This window comes from Brevibacillus sp. IT-7CA2 (assembly GCF_949767855.1).
In the GTDB taxonomy this organism is placed as follows: Bacteria; Bacillota; Bacilli; order Brevibacillales; family Brevibacillaceae; genus Brevibacillus.
Genome location: NZ_CATKQT010000051.1, coordinates 434,862 through 458,562 on the forward strand (window position 1 = coordinate 434,862; position 23,701 = coordinate 458,562).

The window sequence follows — 23,701 nt, forward strand, 5'->3', positions numbered from 1 at the left end:
GCTGCTCACCCCTGTTCCTCTATGGTTGGCGCATGCTCAAAGGTCAACAAATTCTCCAGCGGAAACTCCAGCCACACCTTTTTGCCTCGGGCAATCCCAAGTCTTTGTGCCTCGGCCGCTATCAAATCGATTGTCAGAAGCTCTTTTTTTATCTGGCCTTCCTCTTGCCACTCTAGAAAGATTCGGTAAAAAGCACCGCGAAATTCTATCTCGGAAATAGTCGCAGATATGGCGCATTCGGATTCTTGCTGCAAAATCCGCACATGCTCCGGTCTGATCGCAAGTAAGCGGTTCGGATCAGATTGCGCATTCTCAAAGCGACTGTACTCAAAAAAGTTGATCGCTCCGATAAAATCAGCAACAAACGGGGTGGCTGGGGTGTTATAGATCTCCTCGGGTGCGCCTACCTGAACGACCTCGCCGTGATCCATGACGACGATCTTGTCTGCCATGGTCAATGCCTCATCTTGGTCATGCGTGACCATTACTGTTGTCATGCCGTACTGCTCATGCAAACGCCGAATCTCCCGGCGCAGCTTTTGTCTTACTTTTGCATCCAATGCGGATAGTGGTTCATCTAAAAGCAAGATATCCGGCGATAGAGCAATCGCTCGCGCCAAGGCAATTCGCTGCTGTTGACCGCCTGAGAGCTGGTTGGGATATTTGGCGGCGGCATGAGACAAATCAACCATGTCTAGCGCCTCTTCTACTTTGGCTGCAATCTCTTTTTTCCCCAGCTTCTTTTCTTGCAGGCCAAAGGCAATGTTTTCGGCAGCCGTCAAATTGGGAAACAATGCGTACGATTGGAACATCATCGCAATGTTTCGTTTTGCTGGTGGCAGGGAAGTAATCTCCCTGCCTCCCAGGATCATCTTGCCTGTCGTCGGCTGTTCCAATCCAGCCAGCATTCTCAGTAATGTCGTTTTACCGCAGCCACTGGGGCCGAGCAGACAAACAAATTCATTCTTGTCAATTTCGATGGAAATGTGCTCCAATGCGGCAAACAAACCAAAGCGTTTACTGACCCCTTGAATGGATAGATAGGATTGTGTCATGCTGTTCTCCTCGCTGCTTACTTGGGTTCACTCTTGGTCGCGTATCGTTTTTCCCACTCCGCCAAGACGTTGTCACGATTTTGTGCGGCTTGATTCAGGTCGAGCTTGATTAATTGCTTGATCGGATCTACTGCGTAGCCTTCCGGGAGTGTCGCGCCTTCTTGCTTAACACTGACGATGGCGAAGTTTTGGTTATAGGCTTTCATGACTTCATCCGAGATAGCCCAGTCCAAGAACAGCTTGGATTCTGGCTTGATTTGACTCTTCTTGATCAAGGCATTCGCCTCTACATCCCAGCCTGAGCCTTCTGTTGGGAAGACGACTTCAACGGGCGCGCCTTTTTTCTTCTCGGTAATCGAACGGTAGCCAAAGGAAATGCCGATTGGATATTCGCCCGATGCGGCCATTTTCGCTGGCTTCGAGCCGGAATGCGTGTAGATCGCCATATTTTCATGCAGCTTGTCGAGGTACGCCCAGCCTTCTTTCTCCCCTTTTAATTGCATGATTCCGTTGATGGTGAGAAGCCCAGTTCCAGAAGACGCTGGATTCGGCATCACGATCAGCCCTTTGTACTCCGGCTTGATCAGGTCTTCGTATGAGCGCGGGATAGGCAGATTGCGTTTTTCCAGCTCCTTGGTATTGACCGCGATCGCAGTCTCCCATGCATCGATTCCTACCCAGCTTGCAGGTTCTTTGGAATCCTTAAACTCCGGGGATACCTTCTCGATTCCTTTCGGCGAATAGCCTTCGAGCATGCCTTGCTGTTCGAGTACAAGCAGGCTTGTCGCTGCTGTTCCCCATACGACGTCTGCTTGTGGATTGTCTTTTTCCGCCAGTAGCCTTGCTGTGATGATCCCTGTAGAATCGCGGACGATATTGACCTTTACATCTGGATATTTCGCTTTGAAGGATTCCAAATACGTTTTGATCTGGTCATCCTCCAGCGCCGTATAAACCGTAATCTCTCCTGAGGCGGTTGTACTTTCCTTTGTGGAAGTTTGTGTGTTTGGTTGTGACCCTGGTGCTTGTCCACATCCTGCTAAAAACGCGATTGATAGAACGGAAGCAAGTAAAGGATAATGCCATTTCTTCATGAGAACCTCTCCTCTTTGCGGAATGTTCATTTCTTGGTTCCTACGACACCAATCTTACGGGGAAAATATTAAGCGGATATGAACGTAACGTAAATTGATTGTTTTTATGTGTGTTTGGTTGCGTTTTGTTTGTTTTACAAAATCCCTTGGGAAAGTAGAAAACGCAACTTGGTAATAAAGGGAAAACAAGGCGTCTGTCGAAGTTACAAGTGCCTCAATATATAATGCGAAGGGGGATATGAGAATGAACTTGAAGGCGGAACCGTTGGACTTGCAAATGGCGGATATATCAAGGTCTAAATGGCAAGAGGTCAGAGCTGAGGAACTAGATATTGATAATGTCAGCTTGGCAAAGACCAGCATGAATAACGTAAATATGAGTCAAATGACTTTGAATGATGTGAATATGAGTGGAATTAAAATCTCCAACGCAAACTTGTCGGGTTTAGACATTCAGCACGCTAATCTTAGCCACGCTGTTATTGACCAGGCACATCTGTTTGGAACAGAATTTAAACAATGTGGTTCTTCCTATGGAGGGAGACGGGAATTATAATCCCGATGGGCAATATAAACCCGTAAGTTTTCATAGCTGTAATCTTTCAAATGGGCAATTCAGAAATTGTGATTTATCCAATGTGGAAATTACGGATTGCGACATTACTGGATTGAAAATAAACGGTATCTTGATTTCGGATTTAATCAAGGACAAATAAAGGACATGTACGTTTGCACAAAAAAAAGACTCAGTCATCCATTCTAGTAGCAAATGGGATGAGCTCAGTCTTTTATTTTTTCCTATCATCTACCGCAAAGCAGCCTCCACAGCCGCCTCTGCATGAATCGCTGTCGTATCAAATACCGGGACCGTACAATCTTCGGCTGTGATCAAAAGACCGATTTCCGTGCAACCGAGGATGACAGCCTCAGCGCCTTCCTTGACCAATCGCTCAATAATCGCCTGGTATGTACGTTTGGATTCTTCGCGAATGATCCCGACGCACAGCTCATGATAAATGATGTCATGGACGAGTTTTCGCTCTTGTTCATCCGGCAGCAGCACCTCTAATCCATGAACTTCACGCAGACGCCCTGTATAAAAATCCTGCTCCATCGTAAATCGCGTCGCAAGCAGCGCCACTCGTTTATGCCCGTGGTTCGCGATCGCTTGCGCTGTCGCATCCGCGATATGCAGAAATGGCAGGCTGGTCGCTTCCTCGATAGCATACGCTAGCTTGTGCATCGTATTTGTACAGAGAACGATCAGGTCGGCTCCTGCCGCTTCCAGACTTTTCGCCGCAAGCGCCATCCGCTCGCCGGCTTCTTCCCATCGTCCTTCTCGTTGCATTTCTTCGATCTCGGCAAAGTCAACGGAATACAGGATGCTTTTTGCCGAATGCAAACCGCCCAACCGCTCCTTGACGATTTCATTGATCAAACGGTAATAGACCAAGGAGGACTCCCAGCTCATGCCGCCAATTAATCCGATTGTTTTCATTGCTCTTTACTCTCCTTTGTCATTTTCGTTGCCATTTGCGTTTTTCCATCCCGCCTGACGAAAACGGGTCTGTAGCAGTTCATGCGCCTTTTTCGTACGTAACGACGTATCCAACGGAATCCCTCGTTCTAGCGCCTCCGCTTCTGTTAACAAGGTTTCTTTTACACCATCAGCATTCAGCCCTAATGCCAGAGCCATCTTTTTGTAAAAAGAATAATAACTCTCTTTCTTTGCTGGACCGAGATGAAGCGTTCCGAGGTAAGAGCCGTGCAGCAATTCGTGGATGGCCTTCCCCACGTCTTCCACATGGACAAACGTCTTGTACAAATTACCTGTCCGGCTCATTTCTCTGCCAGCTTTCAGGTCTTCACACATCGAAGCGACGCGTTTATCCCATTGCCCAACCACATTGCGACCATAAATCGGGCCCACTCGCACAATGACATGGTTGGGATGCCGCTCTCGGATACGTGCTTCCCCTCGTATTTTGGCATTCGAATAAGTAGCTAACGGATTTCTCTCATCTAATGGCTCAGGCGGATCTTCTTCCCGATAAGAACCTGTTCCTCTTCCGAAAATACCGTCTGTGGAGATGAAAATCAATTTGCGCTTTTCCGGCAACTGAGAAAGCAGGACATCCAAGCCTTTTTCTATTAGCTCTCGTTCATCTGTTGCACTCATCAACGCCCAAATGACAACATGTGGTGAAAACTCTTGCAGGAGCGCTGAAAAAGAAGGGGGGTCAGTCCCATCGACGCGAAGCAACTGATGGACAGCTTGTGCAGAAAAGCATGTCCCCATCAGATCAATGGCATTATCCCGCAAAAGCTCCTGATAGATTTGACTTCCCAAGTAGCCGCTAGCCCCGAGCAACAATACGCGGCGTTTCTCCATGGCATGTCCCCTCCATCACTTACCATTTTCATTATGAAATAATATACCACTATCTCCCATCTGGAGCGACGCATAAATAGTCCAATCACCCCCAGGATTGGGGACAAATACTGATGCAGCTATCTGTTTTCTTTTTAGGATCGCGTACATCCACACATCCGTTAACAAACAAAGAAAGGCTTCAACCCCGAAGGGATTGTCTTTCTCTGCACCAACGTGTCAAGGGTTCGCTTCGCCTTACGCCCTTGACCTTGTTAGAATTTATTCAACTAGGTTTACATAAAATCGGTTCTTTAATTCTGACCATGTAGCGTTAAGAAATTCAACCTTGTTCGTACACCCAATATAATGCTCAAAATTTTCTTCGTCAAAAGTTGCATAATATTCTTGTTGGAATATCACATTCGAGTATTTATAAAAGTCGTCGTCCTCCTTCACTACAACACATCGAAATAAACTGTCGATATCTATCGCTTTTATAATCTCGTCCTTTGTCTTTACTGAGAACCAAATAATATTTGGTGGTGTATTATTTGGTTGGTCCCAGTGAGGAATTGTCTCTTCCCACTAATGCTCTTGCTTCATCTTTAGTAATATAGTTATCCGGTAACTTCCCCTGCTTTTTAATATACGTAGCGACTGCGTTTAAATCTACACATGAATTATGCGTCCATATTTTAAGATTTGAAACGAAGTAGGTATGGAAGTCCTTTACCATGAAATTATAAACCGTTGCATGTTCCGTCTTAACCTCGGAGCCGCCTCCACCTGGATTTCCTAAATCGGTTGAGTTTGAAACCGTCAGGCCATTGCACGTATTCGGCCGCAAAAAACCGCAGCTTCACGGTGGCGATCTTGTCTTGCTGGTCTTTGGATTAGCCGCACTTATCTCAATCTGGATTGTCGGCCTGTTAATTGACCGTATGCTGCGCCCACTTGTATTAATCAGCCTGATGGGTTTTGCGCTTGCGTCCATTGCCCTATGGGTGGGCGGCACATCGGCACCGATAGTCTATACGGTGGTGGTGTTATGGGGCCTGACCTTCGGCGGTGCCGCTACGCTGCTGCAAATCGCGCAAGCCAATGCAAGTGGTGAAGAAGGCGTTGATATAGCAATGCCGATTAATACCACTGTATGGAATTTGGCCATCGCTGGTGGAGGCATTGTAGGTGGTGCCTTGCTTGAGCCTTGTTGGAGTACAATCGTTTCCAGGAGTGCTGTTGATTCTGCTGATTGTTGCTTTGATTATCGCGTGGAGTGCGAAGAGATACGGCTTCCCCCGATAACAATGAAAACGGGGATCCCAATAAACTTTATTATCTTCGAACACCAGGCTATCAGTCTGGATCATCCAAAAACTTAAAGGAATAAAAAACGCCAATCCGGTATGGTTGGCGGCTTAGCGTATATTTTCGTTAAAATGCTGGCGGTCCCCCTTTTACAGTTTGTTATTCCTTAGGCATTTCGTTAAAGAAAGCTACATCATCGACTGCCAGCCTCACCGTCGGATGACCGGGCTTCGCCGCCTTGCCGATGGCGATCAGCATAATCGGAATGTAGCGTTCTGATATGCGGAAAGCTTCCATGAACTTTTGTTTGTCGTAGCCGCCAATCGGTACCGTGTCGTATCCTTTAGCGCGGGCGACAAGCATGAGTTGCATCGATACTAGCCCGCCGTCGGTATAAGCGATTTGGCGGATGACCTCGGGCGGCATGCTCGAATACATACCGGTATAGTGTTCAACCATCGATTTTGCCGTATCCGCAGGCATGAAGCCCGCATCGACAGCTTGACCGTAAATCTTCTCGGCCATCCGGATGTTCTCGAGGTCTCCAAGAACGGCGACGACAGCCGAAGCTTCGACCACTTGCTGTTGATTGAATGCGATCGGAAGCAGCTTCTGTTTCAACTCTGGCGTGTCGATAACGAGAAACCGCCACGGCTGCAGGTTAGCAGCTGAAGGAGCCAGCGTGGCTTGCCGCAGTATTTCGGCCAATTCCTCCCGCGAAATTTTGACCTCGGGATTATAACTACGAACCGACCGGCGTTCTTGAATAACACCGAAAAAAGGTTGGTGCTCTATCGTTTGCGATGGTTGCGAAATTGACATGGTTCTCTCCTCCTTTTGGTTTGGAAAAGCTGCATGCAGTTTTTCGTTCAAATACAACACTGGTTGTTTGAACAACACTTGTTGTATTTGTAGGTTATAATAACAACTGATTGATGCACAATCATCAATAACCGTAAACCGTTGTATAGACAACACCATCTCTATAATGTCGTTTTTATGGGGGAGATCCTAACCATGACAATGAAAAAGAATGAAGCTGATCCTCGTGTGGTACGTACACGACGACTCCTTCAAGACGCTTTTGATTCACTAATTCAAGAGAAAGATTTTGAATCGATAACCGTTAGGGATATTGCAGAGCGGGCTACTGTTAACAGAACGACTTTTTATGCGCACTTTGTAGATAAGTTCGAAATTCTTGAGGCCAAACTAATGGAATCATTTATGACAATCATAAATCGTAGAATAAGCGGTCATGAAGTATTAAATGAAGAAACAATTCAGAGTATTTTTCTGGGTGTATGCGATTTTCACAAGGGTCTAAGCACTATGTGCAAAAGAAGGTATGAATCGCTTGGACCTGTATTCGAAATTCAAATAAAGGAAAAAATTCAAACGATACTTCTTTCCTTTATAGACAAAGACAAGATGCTATCGAGTCCAGACGCGCAATTCTTAATAAATACAGCTTCTATCATGTTAAGTTGGGGGATGTATGGGGCGGCTTACGTCTGGAACAATGAGGGGCGTCTAATTAGTGCGGAATCATTCGTTAAACAGACAATGCCCTTAGTGATGAACGGAGCCAAAGAACTGCTGGGATAGGTCCTGTCGCTATTGCTCTATCCTGCCCGTTCAGATGAAACCATTATCTTGAATCGCCGGTTGTTGTGTAACACAATGAATCATCCCGCTATCCTTGTATGCTGTACGACAGCCTGGCCCCAATACCATGGATCCTTAGAAATAATAACAACTAATCCGAAAAGGTAACTTTTCGGATTAGTTGTTAAATAGGTGTTGATAATCCCCAAGATCGCTTGAAATAGAGCTTCACTTACAAAGAAACACCCTTCAGCCCTCACCGGAAATTTTATAACGAATTTCCGTCTATAATTAGAGGGCAAGGTGGCTAGCCTTCACGTTGCCTTACCTGTATTTGTCAACTGGCACGTTACCAGTTTGTTATTGACACAGTAATCATCGTTGCAATAGTCAGTTATGTTGCGGATAAAGTGCAATTCTTTGTATAACCGCCCTTACTATAGTTGTCGCACTATCCATCTTAAAAGTTGCGATTCATGTCCTACTCACCGTCCCTATCGTTGCATGATGAGTACATTTGGCACTGGCCCCCTCTGCCTCGGAATAAAGCAAAACGGTTATCCATTATGGATAACCGTCAATATCTTATGAGTCTGTGCTGACTAGATTCTACCTAATGCTCTATCAGCTTCTATTTGAAGTTGTATCGTTTTAGTTCCCATGTATTTCTGTGCAGTCCCTAGAATCGATCTGTCATTTCCAAGTATTTCCAATACCGTAATTGAAAAAATGTTCTTTAAGTGAGCATCTTCGTCATTAGATACTTCTTCAAAATATTTAAAAATACTTTCTAACAAATTGATGTTCCTTTCCTCACTTAATAGTTTAATTATTTCAGGCATATTGGATGTTCAGCAGTAGATTCAATGATCTCGTCGCCGATATAAATTATTTTATAAATTTCATCAGCTTGTTTTTGGAACAGCCCCACAACTTCTTTATAAGCTACCTCACCAGTCTCTTCATCTTTTGAAAGAACCTTATCCCCTACCTCGATTTCCTCAATAGGTTTCTCCCCTTCGTCTGTTAGAACCTTTGTTCCAGCAGTAAAACAATTACAATCATAGACATCATTTATTTCGTCAATTAATTCCTTAATTGTTTTACTTACTTTGACAGTGATAGTAGACCCGACACGCATGACACGTGCGGCCGCTCCCCTGAAGCGAGCAGAAAAAGATGTTATATAAACTAGTCTGAAATAACAAAAGGGACCCCGATAGGTCCCCTTTTGTTGATATGTTGTGACATGAACATGATTGTTTGCCCCAGACTATGGACGAGACCGATATTGGACAAACGGGAGCGACTGTCCAAGAATAAAAACCCGCTTTTCATAGCTAGCTTCTTTGTTTACAACTAGTCATTGTATAATTCTTGCTGCTGTTCCTCTGCAATGGTCTGTAAGTCATATGCGTTAATTCGAAATAACTGATAATCGCCCATATCCGTTTTTTTTGCGGCGAGCTTACTTAGAAATTTCGGTGAGCCTTCGTTTTCCTCATCGTAAACTAACAAGATACCGTCTGAATTGGATAGCAAGAATTTGTCTTTCTCTCCAAGCTGCCAAACTCCCTGGTAAGGTGTTTGATAGACACTATTGATATAGTCGGCTTGCATCACAATATTTCGGTAGTAATCCTGGGTCTCTTCTTTCCACTTTTCCTCTTGATTCAAAAACGGAGTAATTACCGCCAGTTTTAGATGTGGATACTCCTTTTTCAATTCCAGAACAGTTTCGGCTGCCCACATTTCTACCCCGAGTTGACCTGATATGATGACCCATTCCAATTCTTCCTGAAGGAATCTTACGAGTTCCCGCTTCAGTGCTTTCTTAATAATTGCTAACCCCGGATTTTTTTCGTTGAAAATGCCAAGCTCGTGAGCCTTGTATCCTGAAACAAATAAACGTTTTAACATGTTGCCACCTCTAGTTTAAAAGAAGCTCTAGCAGAAATTAGATTTCTTTTCACTCTCTGTCTATTCATTAGTGTTGCGTCTCATATTTTTCTTATATTATCACAAATTTGAATGACTCAGGATAAATCGGCTGAAGTAAAATAAGCAAAAGCATATTAAATGACAGATAAAATAGAAAATGAGACTCTGTGTTTGCTCCTTCTTTACAAACCAATTTGCAGCAACTTGGAGTATGGAAACCAGCTACAAATTTGAGCATGAAAAAAACCCATAATTCAATAAGATTTACGGGTCACGAACGAAATCAAATGGCCTAACTAATTGTGTATGGCTTAACCAGCCGTGGGTTATAGGAAACACATCTGCAATTCCGTATCTATTATTAGTTTGTACAATATTGCAAATAATATACCTTACTATCAATTTACCCCTACGCTAGCATAAATGGAATTTTTATTTTGGATTAGCTTTACCCCCTTAGTTTCGAATACCGTCAGGCCATTGCACGTATTCGGCCATGCAAAAAACCGAAGCTTCACGGTGTCGATCTTCGCCGTGAAGCTTCGGTTGTAGGGGTTTTAGTAGGTATCGGATCCTTGGTAGGCAGCCCCGACCATGAACCATTCGAGAGCTTCTGAAAATTCATGAGGAAGCTCTGACACCTGGAGGAAGGTACACATCTCGGTTACGATCCGTTCTCTGTTTTGCCCGTATTGCTCTGTGAGCAGAGCGAGCTGCTCCCAATCACTGAGCTCCTTTTGAAAGGCAGCTCGATCCAATGGCCGGCCGTGCGATTCCACGAAAAGGATTGCTTCAGACTGGTACGCTTGCTTCAACACGCGCAGAAAACGGGAGGCTGTATAACTGCGCGGTCCGCCATAGACAGAGGGACCCAAGGCATCTCCCAGGAACAGCGTTTGATCCTCTTTTACGTACACATAGCACGAATCTTCCGAATGATCTCCTCCGACACGGTTCACCTGACATGTCACGCCACCAAGGTCGATCGTGATCGATTCATCGAATAGGATATCCGGCTCGACTATTCGGATCAAGTCCCGGTTCATTCCGTACTCTTTTCTGATGTTCGCCATCGTGCTGGCATTGATGATCTTCTCCTTACAGAGCTGTTCCATGACTTCATCCGACCATTCCAGCCCCATCAGTTTGCTCAATGAATGTGCGGTTTTTGCCTGCGCGATGGTAGGTAGATCCCATGCTGACATTCCGAATGTATGGTCCCAGTGCCAATGAGTCAGTATGAGCAGATCTGGAAGACGAACGCCTAGCCTTTGCAACTCCTGACGAAACAACGCGGCATGCGCTGGTGAATTTCCAGCATCAATCAAGAGGGTTTTTCTTGCCCCCGTAATGGCTGCTAGGATGGGGCGATCCGTGTCATGACTTGCATGCATAATCAAGATATGCTCGGTAATCTGTTCGATCGTAGACATTTCCTTCTCCCCTTCCCAAATACGCCAATGTAATTTTATCTCTACAGAATGACTCAGCAATATTTTCCATGTTATCACACAACACTTCCCCCTCGCACAAACAAAAAACGCCCGTGTTACCAGGCGTTTTTGCAGGTATTTATAGCTCATAATAACTATGGTGAAAAACTTTCCTTTTCGGAATAGATAGGCACTGTTGAAGTAAAGAAGGGACCCGTTTAGTCATATTATCTGCATACTTGGTGTGGAATGTGGTACAAGTACAGCCCTGAAGAGCCGCACTTTTAATAAGTTTTTCTTTCTGTTATTTTGGCCTATCAAGAAAGCTGCCTGCAAGTAGATTAATTCTACAAACGGGGCAGCCCTAGGTATCAATTTATTTACTTCTGTTTAATTGCTCGATTGAGTTCCAGCCTACAGGTGGGAGTCGCCCTTTTGAAAACCAGAGGCATCCATTCCTAATCCAACTATCTCTCCATTTTTTGTAAATCACCTCTTTATCAGGTACATCATCGTCATCATAACCATAGTGAATTCCACAACACGGGCATATTTCGTCTGAAGGTATTCCCCTTCCATTGTATGGGGGCTCCAAAAGTTCATTATAATTGCAAACAAAGCACCTGTTCATAGTAAACATCCGCTCCCTGATTGCCTACTCAATTTCATTCTACCTACTCGTTGACCTTACCTGTCAGGGCATTGATATCGTTACCATCAATTGAATAGGCAAGAACCGGTTTGGCCAACCTCTCTCCATTAATAAATGGGTAGATGTATAACAGTTCAGTGGGTTTCGCCAGCAAGGCTTTGGCTGCTGCATCTATGGAGACAGCCTTCCTCTTATCCGGGAGCTTGGCAGGCTTTTGGTCGAAGTTTTGATTGTACTCGGTGATTTTCCCCGTGACTCCATTCACACCAATACCAATGCTTCGTCCGTATTCCAGCGGAAGTCCCTCAACAGATGGCACAAACTCTACTATATACTCGTGTGGATTCTGCGTATCAGGATTCACCATGTAGTAGAACTCCTTTTCTTCTTGTTTGAGATATGGTTGCAGGAACTGAACAGCTTTCTCAAGCGCCTGCTTTTCCGACAATGTTGGCTTCCCTTTTTGGGTTTCGGCGTTCGAATAGCTTATAAAACCGATCACAACGCCATCCTTCGTAAACAAAACCTCATTTTCATCAGGGGAAACATAGACTCTCTCCTTCTCGTCTCTGACGCCGTTGAAGGTACTCCCCTTCAAGTTGATACCAAACTCGCTTTCATAAATCCGAGTTGCCTCCTGCTCACTCTTCACCTTTACTACCTTTCCACCAGGTGTGAGGGAGATTGGGTTCCACCTCCAGGTTATGTATTGCCGAACAGGGATCAACTCAGCTCCTGTTACTGCGTCCAAATAATGGGAGCCTACAGTGTTGTAGACGAGATCAGTTTTATTTTCACCAAGGATGTACATGAGTTGCAGTTGAGGTGGGATAAAGCGACTGAGCTGATCTTTCTTCATCGCTTGGGCTGGGGGAAGGAAGTCTTCTGAAGCGATGTTTGTCAGCGTGTTTTCTCCTTCCGAAACGCCTGTTACCTGTCCCGCACTGTTTACTGATAACCGAAACTCATCGCCTACTACCTCGATGCCATTTACATAGCGGCTATAGATGACATCGCCTACAGGAGCCCTCGTTACCTTGTACAGGCTGCCCATTTCACCGATCCTCCCCTCCATGAAGGAATCGGCGCTCTTATAGGCCAGCTTGTCATCAGGATTTTCAAGATCCTTGTCATCCAATAAATACGTGAGCAGTTTCCCGGTTTCTGCATGGATATAGGCTCTGGCAAAGAATTCATTATTCTTTTCATAACGGATCTCGTACACAGGCTGGTCTTTCGTTTCCAAGGTAATATATCTTGATGTGTCATCTAGCGCTGGGACGAGCATTTGCAGCTTTTGCTCCGTTCGTTTTGCCTTTTCGCTTAACTGATTTTCCTGTAGCTGAGCTGCAGCTTGTTGGTTGCCAGCCTGATTTGCCATGACTGTGCCCGTGGCTGGTGACAGGAGCAGTGTGGCTGTTAGGAGTGCACTACTTGCCAATACAGGATAACGCCTTTGAGAGGTCGAGGTCATATGTGTATCCTCCATCTTTTCTTGACGTTGAAGCTCACATAATAAGACGATATTTGGAAATGATTGTCACGCGATAAGAAAACATATCTCACAAGAAAAACGGCTTCATTTGTCCGAAAATATAAAAACTTTAGACTAGATAATAATGTTGTTGACTGAAATAATAAAGAGGTAGACTGACGGCATTGCTCAACTAACGGGCAGAAGAACTGGGAGGGGTGATTCACATTGAAAACGATCCAAAAGATGTATGAGCATTTAGATTGGGCTAACCAACGTATTTTTAAAACACTGCAAAGTATTGAAGATGAAAATCAGGAGATATGGCGTTTATTTTCCCATATCCTTCATGCTGAAAAAATATGGATAACTAGATTACGTGGAATGGATAGTTCACAACTTCCCATATGGTCGGAGGCTGATTTAGAAATCTGTGCAGAACTTATTAAACAAAATGAAGAGAGCTTCACAGCTTTTTTTACGAATTTGGCAAATACTGACCTAGATAAAATAATATCCTACACGAATAGTAACGGAAGAGAGTTTTCCTATTCTGTACGGGATATTTTAACTCATGTAGCATTGCATGGTCAGTATCACCGAGGACAGATTAACTCACGACTTCGAGCAGTTGGTATTGAACCAGTTAATGTTGACTTTATTACATTTGTGAGATAAATGATTCGGGGTAGCCTTGTTCAACTATCGAGAACATCGCCAGGGCACATATGATATGCTTCGATACTTAAGAAAAATCTATGAAGGTTCTTTTGGTTTGAGTCAACATAGCGGAGGAAAAGAAAAAGCACAGTTCTCTTCGACTCTGACACGCCAGCAAGGGTGATTCACTGTTCGTCTCCACTTCCAAAAGGGTAGGTGTTGTCAAGGTCTACGAGCTCTGTGCTTTTTCTTCTCACCAGCTTTGTTGGTTCATCGGTACCTTTTAAAACGTAGAATGATCATTGTGATTGTTCTTTCAAGATGTCACAACAGTTATCTCAGAACGAATAACCGCCTATCGAAAGGATACGGGCTTTCGCATACACCAAACTTATAAATTCCTATCTGCTGAAAAAGGGCCCTTATAAGGCCCTTTTTTCATGCTCCGAACATCCGTATTTCTTGTCTGCTATTTAGTCTTTGTTCAGCCGATGAAAGTGCGTAAACAACCGATCGCAGTCCTCACGCTTCTCGACCTTGATCATGTTCAAAACACTCTGATCCTTACCGGAAAAATAGTCGCGAAGATGCTTATCTGAAAAACCGTTCTCATGCGCGTCATCCGCAGTCGAGCAGTAATGAACGACCTTGATGCCGGACCAAATGATAGCGCCCACGCACATCGGGCAAGGCTCGCAAGTCGCGTAAATTTCGCAGCCTGTCAGGTCCATCGTGCCCAGCGTCTTGCACGCTTCGCGAATGGCTACCATCTCTGCGTGCTGGGACGGGTCCATATCTGCCATCATGCGATTGCTGCATACGGCGATGATTTCGTCCCCTTTCACGACAGTTGCTCCAAAAGGTCCGCCGAGCTTGTTGTTCATGCCTTCCATCGTTTTCTCCACTGCCAGCTTCATGTAATCCATTGCCTTGCATCCTCCCTCAAGAGGCCTTTATTTTACGATGTGTGTCCCTGCTTTGTTCGTAATCGCATCCTTTAAGCTCTCCGGGTTCGTAATGATCACGCTTGACCCATTTTTCTCCAAAAAGCTCAGGCTGGCCTCAATTTTTGGCAGCATGCTGCCTTTTGCGAAGTGCTCTTCACGAACGTATTGCTTCGTTTCCTCTACCGTGATGCGCTCCAGCGCCTTTTGATTCGGCTTGCCGAAGTTAATGCATACCTGCGGAACACCTGTCGTAATGATCAGTGTCTGTGCATCGATTTGCTCTGCCAGCAAGCTGGTGGCAAAATCTTTGTCGATGACAGCATCAATCCCATCGTACGTATTTTCGCCCGTTTTCACAACCGGAATACCACCGCCGCCAACAGCGACTACCACATATCCCGCTTCGATCAACGATTTGATTGCGTCTTTTTCCACGATGTCGATTGGCTTAGGGGAAGGAACCACTCTTCTGTAGCCGCGACCGGAATCCTCGATAAATACCCAGTCCGGATGCTCTTTGCGCATCTCTTCCGCCTGCACCAGCGTGAAGAAGGAGCCGACTGGCTTCGTTGGATTTTCGAAATTCGGATCATCCTTGCTGACTTCTACCTGTGTGATGACGCTCGCCACTTTTTTGTTGATTCCTCTTTTGGCAAATTCGTTGGTGAGTGCCTGCTGGATTTGATAGCCGATTCCGCCCTGCGTATCCGCCACGCAATTGACCAGCGGGATCGTAGGCATCCCGGACACTTCGTTGGCGATTTCACATCTTTGCAAAGCAAATCCAACCTGCGGTCCATTGCCATGAGTAACGACAACGTTGTAACCTTCTTGCACCATATCTGCTATATTTGTCGCGGTTTCACATACGGCTTCATACTGGTCTTGAATCGTGTTGCGACCATTATCCTTCACTAATGAGTTGCCGCCGATAGCAACAATAACGAGTTTTTCCACTGGGCACTTCTCCCTTTGTTAAGATACTTTTGCAGCTGTTTCACTCTGCGTGATCGTGCTTGGTTTGTTCCATTTATAGCACAGCGCATATAAAACGCCGGATATGATCAACCCGCTAAGGAATGCTGACTTGCTGATGTTTGCCAATAGTGGCACATTTGGCAAGAATGAGCCGGATAGCGTAATCAAGAAGCTGACGATCAATACGCCGCATGCCACCATATTAAAGCCGCTTTTGTATTCTCCGTTTTCACCTGGTTTTACGTAGATGCCAGCTAAATCCAGCTTTCTTTTTCTTTCAATGAAGAAGCTAACCAGCATGATCCCTGTGATAGGACCGTACATGGAGCCGATAAAGCTATAGAACATATACAGTGCTGCTGTGCCGTTTACCAGCTTCCAAGGTAAAATGAGGGTGCCCAAAACGGCTGTCCAGATCGCCGCTGATTTTACCGTAAACATTTTCGGAAGAAGCGCTGTCATTTGCAGTCCAGATGGAAGCAAATTTCCAAACACAACATAGCTCGTCGAACCTATATTCAGTGCCAGCAACAAGATAATGACGGCAACAGGATTCCCAATTTGATTAATGGCAACGACTACATTAAAGTCTGTGATGCCAAACGCGATTTGCGTTCCAACCAACAGTCCTACACACGTAATTCCAAATAGGATGTAGGATGCAATCATTCCAAGCGGCAGACCAATCATCGGAGCTTTCGGGTGTTTTGCCCGTTGCGTAAGGTCTGCAATATTTACAATAGGGCCACCCCAGTTCGATACCAAGGCACTTACACACGCGATAAATACAAGCCAACTCTCCATCGGTTTTGCAGGAGTATAGGCAAAAATCGGACCAAATCCGCCAGCAACGCTGATCGCCCAAATCGCTGCACCCACGATGAAAATATAGATGATCGGTGAAGACCATTTACTAAACAGACTGAGAATTTTCATTCCACCTAAAAACAATCCAACTGTAATCACCCATAAGATCACATAAGAAATCATCGTCGGGAAATCTAATCCGAGAAAATCAAAGCCTGGAACCATATTCATATAGCCAGGGAATATTTTCTCAAAAATGACATTAAAGGATTGTGCGCCAATAATTGTTTTTGTCCCAAAAAACACAACCCCAGCGATAAGCCCACGACATATAGCAGGAATGATCGAGCCTTTCACACCAAAGGAGCTGCGCAACAGCATCGAATAGCCAATCCCGTACTTCTGTCCCGCATAGCCATTCAACACATAGCCCGCCGAGACAATCAAGGCAGCAATCATGACTGCCCACAAGACTTGCGGAACGGATAATCCGAGGACAAAGAATCCGGCTACCGTCATGTATGACATGAGATTATGCACAGCGCCCATCCACACAGTCACGTAGTTAAAGGTGCCCCAATCTCGATTTTCGGAAGTCTTTGGCAAAATATCGTCCGCGTATCCATAGGACTTGAATTCTTCATATGATTCCTTTACGTTTGCCTGCCCCATGTTCATTCACCTTCCTCATTCAACCCAGCTTTCGCAACCTTCATTTGCTGCGAAAGCTGAGTCACCTAGGATGAAAAGCTATTAGCTAATCGTTTCCGTTACTGCGAGCAATGCCTTCTCAAAAGCTTCCATCGGCGGATACGTAATACCCGCACCGATCATGCCGATACCTGCGTCTTTATGCGCAATGGCTGTGTTAATAATCGGCAGAATGCCAGTTTGGATCACCTGACGAATATCGATTCCTGTTGCGACACCTTGGAAGTCCAGGAGTGGAATCGTGACGTTTGGATTTTCTGCTGTCGTAATTTCCTTCATCGTGGTGGAGAATCCGATTGCTTCTTCAACCGTTCCACCTACGAGTGCAACAATCGCTGGAGCTGCCGCCATCGCGAAGCCACCGATCCCATATGTTTCGGTGATCGCACTGTCTCCGATATCCAAACCGGAATCCTCTGGCTTGTAGCCTGCAAACATCGGACCGATTACCTTTTGCGCAGGTCCTGTGAACCAGGTGTTGCCAGCCATACCGCTTACACGGATACCGAACTCAACGCCATTACGTGCCATTGTAGTGACAATCGTGCTATTCTCGATTCCATGTGCTGCGTCAAGTGCGCATTTGCACAGAGCCATCCATGTCGGGCCAGAGAAGTAATCGCTGCTTGCGACGAAGTCGAATACTTCGCGCTTCTGTTCTTTTGTGAAATCTGTCTCCAAAATGTACGGAGTCAGCGCTTGAATCAACAGGCTCGTTCCTGCGTTGTTGCGGTTGTGGCATTCATCACCCATGTGCAGCGCTTGCGCCAGCATGAGACGAAGATCGATTTCGCCAGCAATTTTCATCGCATCACGCAACATTGGTCCCAATACATCGCGCATCCAGTTCAGACGGGCGATGACACTTTCATCGTTGGCACCCATGCGCAAAATTTTAGCCATTTGCTCACTGAGGTTGGTGTAAGCGACGTTTCCGTACGTCTTGTTTTTCACCACATGCATGAACATCGAAGCGGATGTCACACCTGCCATGGAGCCTACGCAGTTGTGTTCGTGGCATGGAGAGAACGTGATTGCGCCGGAAGCAGCTACCTGTTCAGCTTCCTCGATGTCTTTTGCCAAGCCCTCGAATACGATTGCTCCAGTTACAGCACCTTTCATTGAGCCGCACATTTTGTCCCAAGTGATCGGCGGACCAGCGTGCAGAATCGTCGTTTTCGTCATGCCTGGTACCACATTGATCGCTTGGTCGAAGCCGACGAGCATCGGCTGGGAGTTAATGATGCGCTCTACCGCCAGCTTGTTTGCCGCAGCGATTTTCTCAGCGACAGCAGCGTTTTCCAGTCTGTCGAGAGCGTTGATCAGCTCAGGCTTGCCACCGCCTGGAGGCTTCCAATCCAAATGAGATGCATTGGCATTTTGCTTGATGATATCGTCTTTGAAAAACTCGATCCCTACGTTGATCGCATGAATTTTTCCGTTAAACAGCTCGTTGATTTTGCTCATGATTATTCCCCTTTCGCGACAAATTCTCTAGCCAGTAGACCTGCGTTCGTGCTGCTGCTCGCAATCGTTACGCCTGCATCCATCAGCTTCTTCACTTGCTCATCGAAGTTCGGTGTATCGAGGTCGGTACCCAGCACGTAACCCAGGATTTCCAAATGTCTGCCTTCTTTGGCAGCCCGCGCTTTTGCTTCGATGATTGCTGGCAGCATCACGCCTACTGGATCTTCGTGGGAACCAAAGCCCAGGATGAAGTCCATGAGAATGACACCGACAGAAGGATCTTTTGCTTCTTCCAAAAATCTCGCGATGCGCGTGGAAGGATCGATCATCGGGTGCGGCTTGCCATTTGTAAAGTCGTCATCGCCCATGTCGAGGAAAGTGTGAGCCTTGCTCTCATGGATGTTTTTCAGCTTGTAGTCTGGTTTCTTTTGAATGTTGCTGTAAACTTCTTCATACTTGTCCATCGCGAGGTACATGGCTTCGTCGCACAGCGTACCGCCGCAGAATAGCCCGCGAACGTACTTTTGTTCTGATGTCAGCTTTGCCCGTACTTCTTCAATCAGCGGCCAGTTGAGTGCGCGCTTGTTAAGCTCGTCTTCGTTGGCACCAGCCAGCACAACTGCTTTTATGGCTGCTTCCTTGCTCGTCTTGGCAAAATGTCCGCCTGCTTCCAGAACCGGCGTTTCTTCTCCACCAATGAAGTACACAACCACAGGTTTTTTGCAGCTCTTCACTTGCGCCAACACTTTTTCCTGTACACTTGGCGCTGGTGGCTTGGAAATGAGCACGATGACCTTTGTCGCCTCATCCTCTTCCAGTGCTTTGATTCCGTCGAGCATCATGATGCCGCCGACTTGCTCGGAGAGGTCGCGACCGCCAGTACCGATCAGCTGCGTAATACCGCCGCCGAAGTCGTGGATACGCACGCTCACCTCTTGGCTGCCTGTACCAGATGCTCCTACGATCCCGATGTTGCCTTTTCTCACGGCGTTTCCGAAGCATAGTGCCACATTGCCGATAATCGCTGTACCGCAGTCAGGTCCCATCATCAACAGGCCTTTTTCATGCGCGAATTGCTTGAGGGCGATTTCTTCCTCGATGCTCACGTTATCGCTGAACAGCATGACATGCAGATCGTTTTCCAATGCTTTTCTCGCTTCTCTCGCTGCGAATGCACCGTTTACCGAGATGACAGCGAGGTTTGCCTCTGGAATGCTGGCTGCCGCTGAATCAATCGTGGAGTATTTGATCTCTGTTGCAGATTTGCTACCGCCTTTTTTCTTGAACAGATCTTCGATGGCAATGAGAGCGCTCTCGCACAGCTCGTCTGTCGCCGCCTTCACCACGATCATCAAATCACTCGTTTTCGCCGCTTCCAACTCAGGTGTGAGCAAACCTACGTTTTTCAATACTTCTTTATTCATGTCGGTGCCCATCGCAATAACCGCTTGTTCGACACCTTCAATTTGATTCGCTTTTGTAGATAGAGACATCAGGGATACCGAGTCAAAATACGTGCTTTGCTTGATTACGACTTTGGTAGACATACATTACCTCCAGCTTCTAGATTTCGTTCCAAACCGCATAGGATGCCAAGCAGGATATCCGTACCCGACGACGAGCCGATCCCGATGATTTTATCTAAAGCAGGGACAAGCTCTGCCATGGAGCCGGACACCATGCATAAAAGTAAGTCATTTAGCGACTCTCTTACTTGTCCATGGGCTGCTTTTTTCAGCGTGATCGCACTGATTTCGTTCGTTAATGCTTGGGACGAACGGACGATTTCATCGAAAAATGGGCATGACAAACAAGAGGAAATGTTTTGCATTTTGTATACACTGCACAATCCCACTAAAAAATCGTCCCCTGAGGGTGTTAACCCCGGCCCCAGTCCGATAAGACTTATCGCATGCTGAGTAGCTGACTCTATGCGGTTGTTCGCCAGATCGTCGGAAAGCATGCCTGCACGCTGGATCAGCATACGGGACATCTCTTTCTCAAACGGACTGGCAGGTTGGGAGGACATTTTCATGCCCCCCATCTTGCCGTATACGTCCACGTAGTTTTTCGTGAACGCCACATTTCTGCGCAATACATCTACGCCTTCTATGTCACAAGGATAGGAAGGAAGCTCACCTTCCCACTTTGTTGCTTGCTGAGTCCATATTCGCAAATCCGCTCCAATAACGAGCGTGCTATCTTCCGTAATGACCGGAGCGTTAACGGACAGCCCCAGCTCTGAAAAGCCTTTCACATCAATGATGAGCGTGTTCGGTGCATTATCTAGTTGATGGTTGCCAATGGTGTACAATTCCCCGTTTTCGCTGCATGTCAGATTGATCGTTCGTTCAAAAATACTGTGTACGGTCCCGCTAAAGTTTGCTCTTGCCAAACGCTCAAGGAAACCAGCATCGCCAGACAACGCCTGGATGTACATGGGACGCTTTACTTTGCTCCTGCTTCCAGCAAGATTTTTTCGATCTCGGTGTAGCCTTTTCTTCTCGCAAGCTCAAGCGGTGTTACGCCGTATTTATCTACCATCTGCACATTGCAGCCATGCTCAATCAACAGTTTGATGATCGTTTGTTGCTTCTCGCCGCCATCACCTAAGATGATCGCTTCGATGAGTGGTGTCCAACCCACAAAGTTGGTATGGTTTACGTTGATGTCAGTCGTCGTTACGAGCTCACGTACGATGTCCACATGACCTTTTTCGCAAGCTGGTGTAATCCCTACGCCACCAAAACGAGTCAACAACTCCAGGTTTGTTCCTGCCTTGATCATCATTTTGACAAGCTCCAGCTTGCCGTTGATGCAACCGAACAAGAACGGATTGAAACATGTCTCATCCTGCAAATCTACATCTGCACCCGCTTCTACCAAAAACGATACCGCTTCCAATTTGTCGTTCATCGCAGCAGTCAGAATCGCTGTACGCTTTTGTCTGTTTCTTGCGTTAATATCTACGCCCTGCTCCAGATGCTTTTTCAGTGCTTCGATATTCCCCTCAGCCGCTGCCTCGAGAAATGCTTGTACTACGCTTTTGTCTGTCATAGTAAGCCCTCCATGATCTCGTGATTGAACAACCCGCCAAGATTGGCTGAGCGCTTGCTCTTTTAAAAAACAATTAGACAAGCACCCCGTACTTACATCATTATTTTAGACAGGGTGAATGGAATCGTCATTGTGTATAGAAACTAAAAAAATTGAGGTTCACTTGTGCATATTGCACAATTAGAGGAATCCCTTTGTGGCAAAGGAGTGAACAAGGTGCTGACCATCAAAGATTTGCTTACCATTCAATCCATAGACGGCATCAAAATCATCGCTGGAGAGCAAGGCATCAATAACGTCATCTCCATCGTCAATATCATGGAGAACCCGGATGCTTTTGACTGGCTGTCTTCCAATGAATTACTACTCTCCACCGGATATATTTTCAAGGACAATCCCGAGCTGCAAAATACAATCATCAAGGAATTGGCGGAGATCAACTGCTCCGGGCTCTGCATCAAGATGCACCGCTATTTTGATCAAATCCCGCAAAACATGATTGATCATGCCAACAAGTATGGACTCCCGCTTTTGGCCCTGCCGTTTGAATACACGCTGTCTAAAGTGATTGCCATTATTAACGAGAAAGCCTCCGGGCGCTACGATTTGTTGAACCGCAAAACATTGGACATGCATAACGCACTGTTTCGCATTGCGCTGGAAGGTGGCGGACTGGATCGTATCGCTTCCGAGCTGTCTGAGACGATCAACAATCCGATCCTTATTCTGGATCAGGACTGGCATCTGCTTCATTACACGGAAATCTGGCACAATCCGATTCCGCTTGACTCCTGCCTGACTTTAAGCAAAAACAGACCTGTTTTTACCCGGGACTTCACCGAGTCCGTCCCGAAAAATATTAGCCAGATCAAAAAATCGATCAAGCGTATCTACCATGCGAAAGATTATGAGGTTAAATGCAGGATTCTCCCCGTTGCTGTGGCCAATCACATTTACGGATACATCGTCGTCTGGCAAACCATTTGGGAGCTTACTGAATTTGACTACATTGTGCTGGAACAGGCGTCCACCATCGTGGCGCTGGAGCGGATCAAGGCGAGGGAAATCGAGGAAGTGAAGCTGAAGATCAGACAAGACTTTTTCGATGACTTACTCACAGGTAAAATCACTTCGGCTGACTCGCTGCAAACCTTATGTGATCTGCACGGACTACAATCAAGCTACATGTATTTTTGTATGGTTATTAATATCGAGCCGGTTGAGCTGGAAAATTTGGAGGATATAGTCGATCGCAAATACGAGCTGGATCGGATCGCAAAAAAATGCGTCGATCTCGTCTATGACCATTCGAGCAAAGCTCCTGGAGAAATCACCTGCTTTTATCGGAACAATCGGATCATCATTCTCATCGGACAAAATGAACATCGCCCTGTGGTGTCTGCAAGTGAAGCGAAGCAATTCGCCAATGAGCTGTACAGCGCTCTCGTGGATAAAATCAAGAAAACCTTGTTCTTTATTGGGGTAGGACGTCAGTATAAAAACATCGCTTCGCTTCATAAAAGCTTTTCCGAAGCCCATGAAGCGATCCGCCTGATGCAGAAGTTCAACAGCAAGGGCGACGTCTCTCATTTCGATGATTACTCCGTCTATCATTTCCTGGATTCCAACATTAAGGACATTGAACTGGAAGACTTCTTTTTGAAGCGTCTGGGGAAGTTGTACGAGCATGATCAAGAGTTCGGCACAAGCCTCATGGTGACCTTGGACAATTACTTTCTGTACAATCAAAACGTCAGTGAAGCAGCGAAAGCGATGTTCATTCACCGCAATACGTTTATTTACCGGATCGAGAAGATCAAAGAGATTTTGAACATGGATTTGAAAAACTCGGAGGAGCTGCTTCAAATCCAGCTGGCGCTCAAGATCGGCAAGCTTTTGCACAAGGAGTAAAGCTCGAAAGAGCTTGGTCGACTTGCTGTAGTGGTCGGGAGGAATGCGTGCCACATGTTTTCCAGTCGCCTTTTTCCTCACTTTGTTCGGGCGGTCTCCTTCCAAACATGTGACACACCTTCCCGTACAGCTGTTTGGATTGCTCATTTTGAACTACTCGTAAGAGTAGGGGCTTGTCGAAGATTTCGCTTAAAATACAAAAAGAGCCTCTTTAATGAGGCTCT

The 23,701-nt window shown here is 46.0% G+C and carries 22 protein-coding genes and 1 pseudogene; 6 read left to right on the forward strand and 17 right to left on the reverse strand.

The genetic code is table 11. The features are described from left to right. Positions 1-5: 5 nt before the first annotated feature. Both ACM6JA_RS25490 and ACM6JA_RS25495 read right to left on the reverse strand, forming a co-directional pair. On the reverse strand, positions 6-1,055 hold the full coding sequence (locus ACM6JA_RS25490; protein ID WP_414854634.1) for a putative 2-aminoethylphosphonate ABC transporter ATP-binding protein: 1,050 nt from the start codon (positions 1,053-1,055) through the stop codon (positions 6-8). Positions 1,056-1,072: 17 nt separating this feature from the next. Further along, positions 1,073-2,149 carry a putative 2-aminoethylphosphonate ABC transporter substrate-binding protein gene (locus tag ACM6JA_RS25495; RefSeq protein ID WP_414854635.1) on the reverse strand — a complete coding sequence of 359 codons (1,077 nt, stop codon included), beginning with the start codon at positions 2,147-2,149 and terminating at the stop codon, positions 1,073-1,075. 244 nt (positions 2,150-2,393) lie between these two features. On the opposite strand from ACM6JA_RS25495, the gene ACM6JA_RS25500 reads away from it, so the two are divergent. Together ACM6JA_RS25500 and ACM6JA_RS25505 are read left to right on the forward strand one after the other, a co-directional pair. Next, positions 2,394-2,705: a pentapeptide repeat-containing protein gene (locus tag ACM6JA_RS25500; RefSeq protein ID WP_414854636.1), complete on the forward strand. Its 312-nt coding sequence runs from the start codon at positions 2,394-2,396 to the stop codon at positions 2,703-2,705. Next, on the forward strand, positions 2,683-2,865 hold the full coding sequence (locus ACM6JA_RS25505; RefSeq protein WP_414854637.1) for a pentapeptide repeat-containing protein: 183 nt from the start codon (positions 2,683-2,685) through the stop codon (positions 2,863-2,865). Before ACM6JA_RS25500 ends, ACM6JA_RS25505 begins: the two co-directional genes overlap by 23 nt. Positions 2,866-2,954: 89 nt before the next feature. Here the strand turns inward: ACM6JA_RS25505 and ACM6JA_RS25510 are convergent, their stop codons facing one another. Together ACM6JA_RS25510 and ACM6JA_RS25515 are read right to left on the reverse strand one after the other, a co-directional pair. Further along, positions 2,955-3,647: an aspartate/glutamate racemase family protein gene (locus tag ACM6JA_RS25510; protein ID WP_414854638.1), complete on the reverse strand. Its 693-nt coding sequence runs from the start codon at positions 3,645-3,647 to the stop codon at positions 2,955-2,957. Positions 3,648-3,653: 6 nt separating this feature from the next. Further along, the gene (locus ACM6JA_RS25515) at positions 3,654-4,541 is read right to left on the reverse strand and encodes a sugar nucleotide-binding protein (RefSeq protein ID WP_414854639.1); all 888 of its coding nucleotides are present in this window, start codon (positions 4,539-4,541) and stop codon (positions 3,654-3,656) included. 809 nt (positions 4,542-5,350) lie between these two features. On the opposite strand from ACM6JA_RS25515, the gene ACM6JA_RS25520 reads away from it, so the two are divergent. Next, a complete protein-coding gene (locus ACM6JA_RS25520) occupies positions 5,351-5,905 on the forward strand; it encodes a hypothetical protein (RefSeq protein WP_414854640.1) in 555 nt (184 codons plus the stop codon). A gap of 85 nt (positions 5,906-5,990) precedes the next feature. Here the strand turns inward: ACM6JA_RS25520 and ACM6JA_RS25525 are convergent, their stop codons facing one another. Further along, the gene (locus ACM6JA_RS25525) at positions 5,991-6,653 is read right to left on the reverse strand and encodes a nitroreductase family protein (RefSeq protein WP_414854641.1); all 663 of its coding nucleotides are present in this window, start codon (positions 6,651-6,653) and stop codon (positions 5,991-5,993) included. A gap of 195 nt (positions 6,654-6,848) precedes the next feature. Here ACM6JA_RS25525 and ACM6JA_RS25530 point away from each other — a divergent pair, with 195 nt between their 5' ends. Then, on the forward strand, positions 6,849-7,439 hold the full coding sequence (locus ACM6JA_RS25530) for a TetR/AcrR family transcriptional regulator (protein WP_414854642.1): 591 nt from the start codon (positions 6,849-6,851) through the stop codon (positions 7,437-7,439). 602 nt (positions 7,440-8,041) lie between these two features. Here ACM6JA_RS25530 and ACM6JA_RS25535 read toward each other — a convergent pair. The 5 genes and pseudogenes from ACM6JA_RS25535 to ACM6JA_RS25555 form a co-directional block, all read right to left on the reverse strand. Further along, the gene (locus ACM6JA_RS25535; RefSeq protein ID WP_414854643.1) at positions 8,042-8,281 is read right to left on the reverse strand and encodes a hypothetical protein; all 240 of its coding nucleotides are present in this window, start codon (positions 8,279-8,281) and stop codon (positions 8,042-8,044) included. Further along, a pseudogene (locus ACM6JA_RS25540) lies at positions 8,275-8,598 on the reverse strand (Hint domain-containing protein); the annotation flags it as partial. The pseudogene ACM6JA_RS25540 and the gene ACM6JA_RS25535, both read right to left, overlap by 7 nt. Before the next feature lie 200 nt (positions 8,599-8,798). After that, positions 8,799-9,359, reverse strand: coding sequence for a DUF1273 domain-containing protein (locus ACM6JA_RS25545; protein WP_414854644.1), 561 nt, complete (start codon positions 9,357-9,359; stop codon positions 8,799-8,801). Positions 9,360-9,937: 578 nt separating this feature from the next. After that, positions 9,938-10,813: an MBL fold metallo-hydrolase gene (locus ACM6JA_RS25550; RefSeq protein WP_414854645.1), complete on the reverse strand. Its 876-nt coding sequence runs from the start codon at positions 10,811-10,813 to the stop codon at positions 9,938-9,940. A 674-nt stretch (positions 10,814-11,487) separates the two neighbouring features. Further along, the gene (locus ACM6JA_RS25555; RefSeq protein ID WP_414854646.1) at positions 11,488-12,939 is read right to left on the reverse strand and encodes a YcdB/YcdC domain-containing protein; all 1,452 of its coding nucleotides are present in this window, start codon (positions 12,937-12,939) and stop codon (positions 11,488-11,490) included. A 228-nt stretch (positions 12,940-13,167) separates the two neighbouring features. Between ACM6JA_RS25555 and ACM6JA_RS25560 the strand changes: the two genes are divergently transcribed. After that, positions 13,168-13,617, forward strand: coding sequence for a DinB family protein (locus ACM6JA_RS25560; RefSeq protein WP_414854647.1), 450 nt, complete (start codon positions 13,168-13,170; stop codon positions 13,615-13,617). A gap of 455 nt (positions 13,618-14,072) precedes the next feature. Here ACM6JA_RS25560 and ACM6JA_RS25565 read toward each other — a convergent pair whose 3' ends face one another. The 7 genes from ACM6JA_RS25565 to ACM6JA_RS25595 form a co-directional block, all read right to left on the reverse strand. Next, positions 14,073-14,525 carry a nucleoside deaminase gene (locus ACM6JA_RS25565; RefSeq protein WP_414854648.1) on the reverse strand — a complete coding sequence of 151 codons (453 nt, stop codon included), beginning with the start codon at positions 14,523-14,525 and terminating at the stop codon, positions 14,073-14,075. A gap of 27 nt (positions 14,526-14,552) precedes the next feature. Beyond that, positions 14,553-15,503: a carbamate kinase gene (gene arcC, locus ACM6JA_RS25570; protein ID WP_414854649.1), complete on the reverse strand. Its 951-nt coding sequence runs from the start codon at positions 15,501-15,503 to the stop codon at positions 14,553-14,555. An 18-nt stretch (positions 15,504-15,521) separates the two neighbouring features. Continuing rightward, positions 15,522-17,003 (reverse strand): cytosine permease, encoded by a 1,482-nt coding sequence (locus ACM6JA_RS25575; RefSeq protein ID WP_414854661.1) that lies wholly within the window; start codon positions 17,001-17,003, stop codon positions 15,522-15,524. An 81-nt stretch (positions 17,004-17,084) separates the two neighbouring features. Next, positions 17,085-18,509 carry a DUF1116 domain-containing protein gene (locus tag ACM6JA_RS25580; RefSeq protein WP_007726589.1) on the reverse strand — a complete coding sequence of 475 codons (1,425 nt, stop codon included), beginning with the start codon at positions 18,507-18,509 and terminating at the stop codon, positions 17,085-17,087. Positions 18,510-18,511: 2 nt separating this feature from the next. Beyond that, positions 18,512-20,056 (reverse strand): acyl-CoA synthetase FdrA, encoded by a 1,545-nt coding sequence (fdrA, locus tag ACM6JA_RS25585; protein WP_414854650.1) that lies wholly within the window; start codon positions 20,054-20,056, stop codon positions 18,512-18,514. Continuing rightward, positions 20,038-20,949 carry a DUF2877 domain-containing protein gene (locus ACM6JA_RS25590; RefSeq protein ID WP_414854651.1) on the reverse strand — a complete coding sequence of 304 codons (912 nt, stop codon included), beginning with the start codon at positions 20,947-20,949 and terminating at the stop codon, positions 20,038-20,040. The genes fdrA and ACM6JA_RS25590 overlap by 19 nt, the downstream gene beginning before the upstream one ends. A gap of 8 nt (positions 20,950-20,957) precedes the next feature. Then, positions 20,958-21,566 (reverse strand): ankyrin repeat domain-containing protein, encoded by a 609-nt coding sequence (locus ACM6JA_RS25595; RefSeq protein ID WP_007726583.1) that lies wholly within the window; start codon positions 21,564-21,566, stop codon positions 20,958-20,960. A 216-nt stretch (positions 21,567-21,782) separates the two neighbouring features. Here ACM6JA_RS25595 and ACM6JA_RS25600 point away from each other — a divergent pair, with 216 nt between their 5' ends. Then, entirely contained in the window at positions 21,783-23,477 is a 1,695-nt protein-coding gene (locus tag ACM6JA_RS25600) for a PucR family transcriptional regulator (RefSeq protein WP_414854652.1), read from the forward strand. The last annotated feature ends 224 nt before the right edge of the window (positions 23,478-23,701 follow it).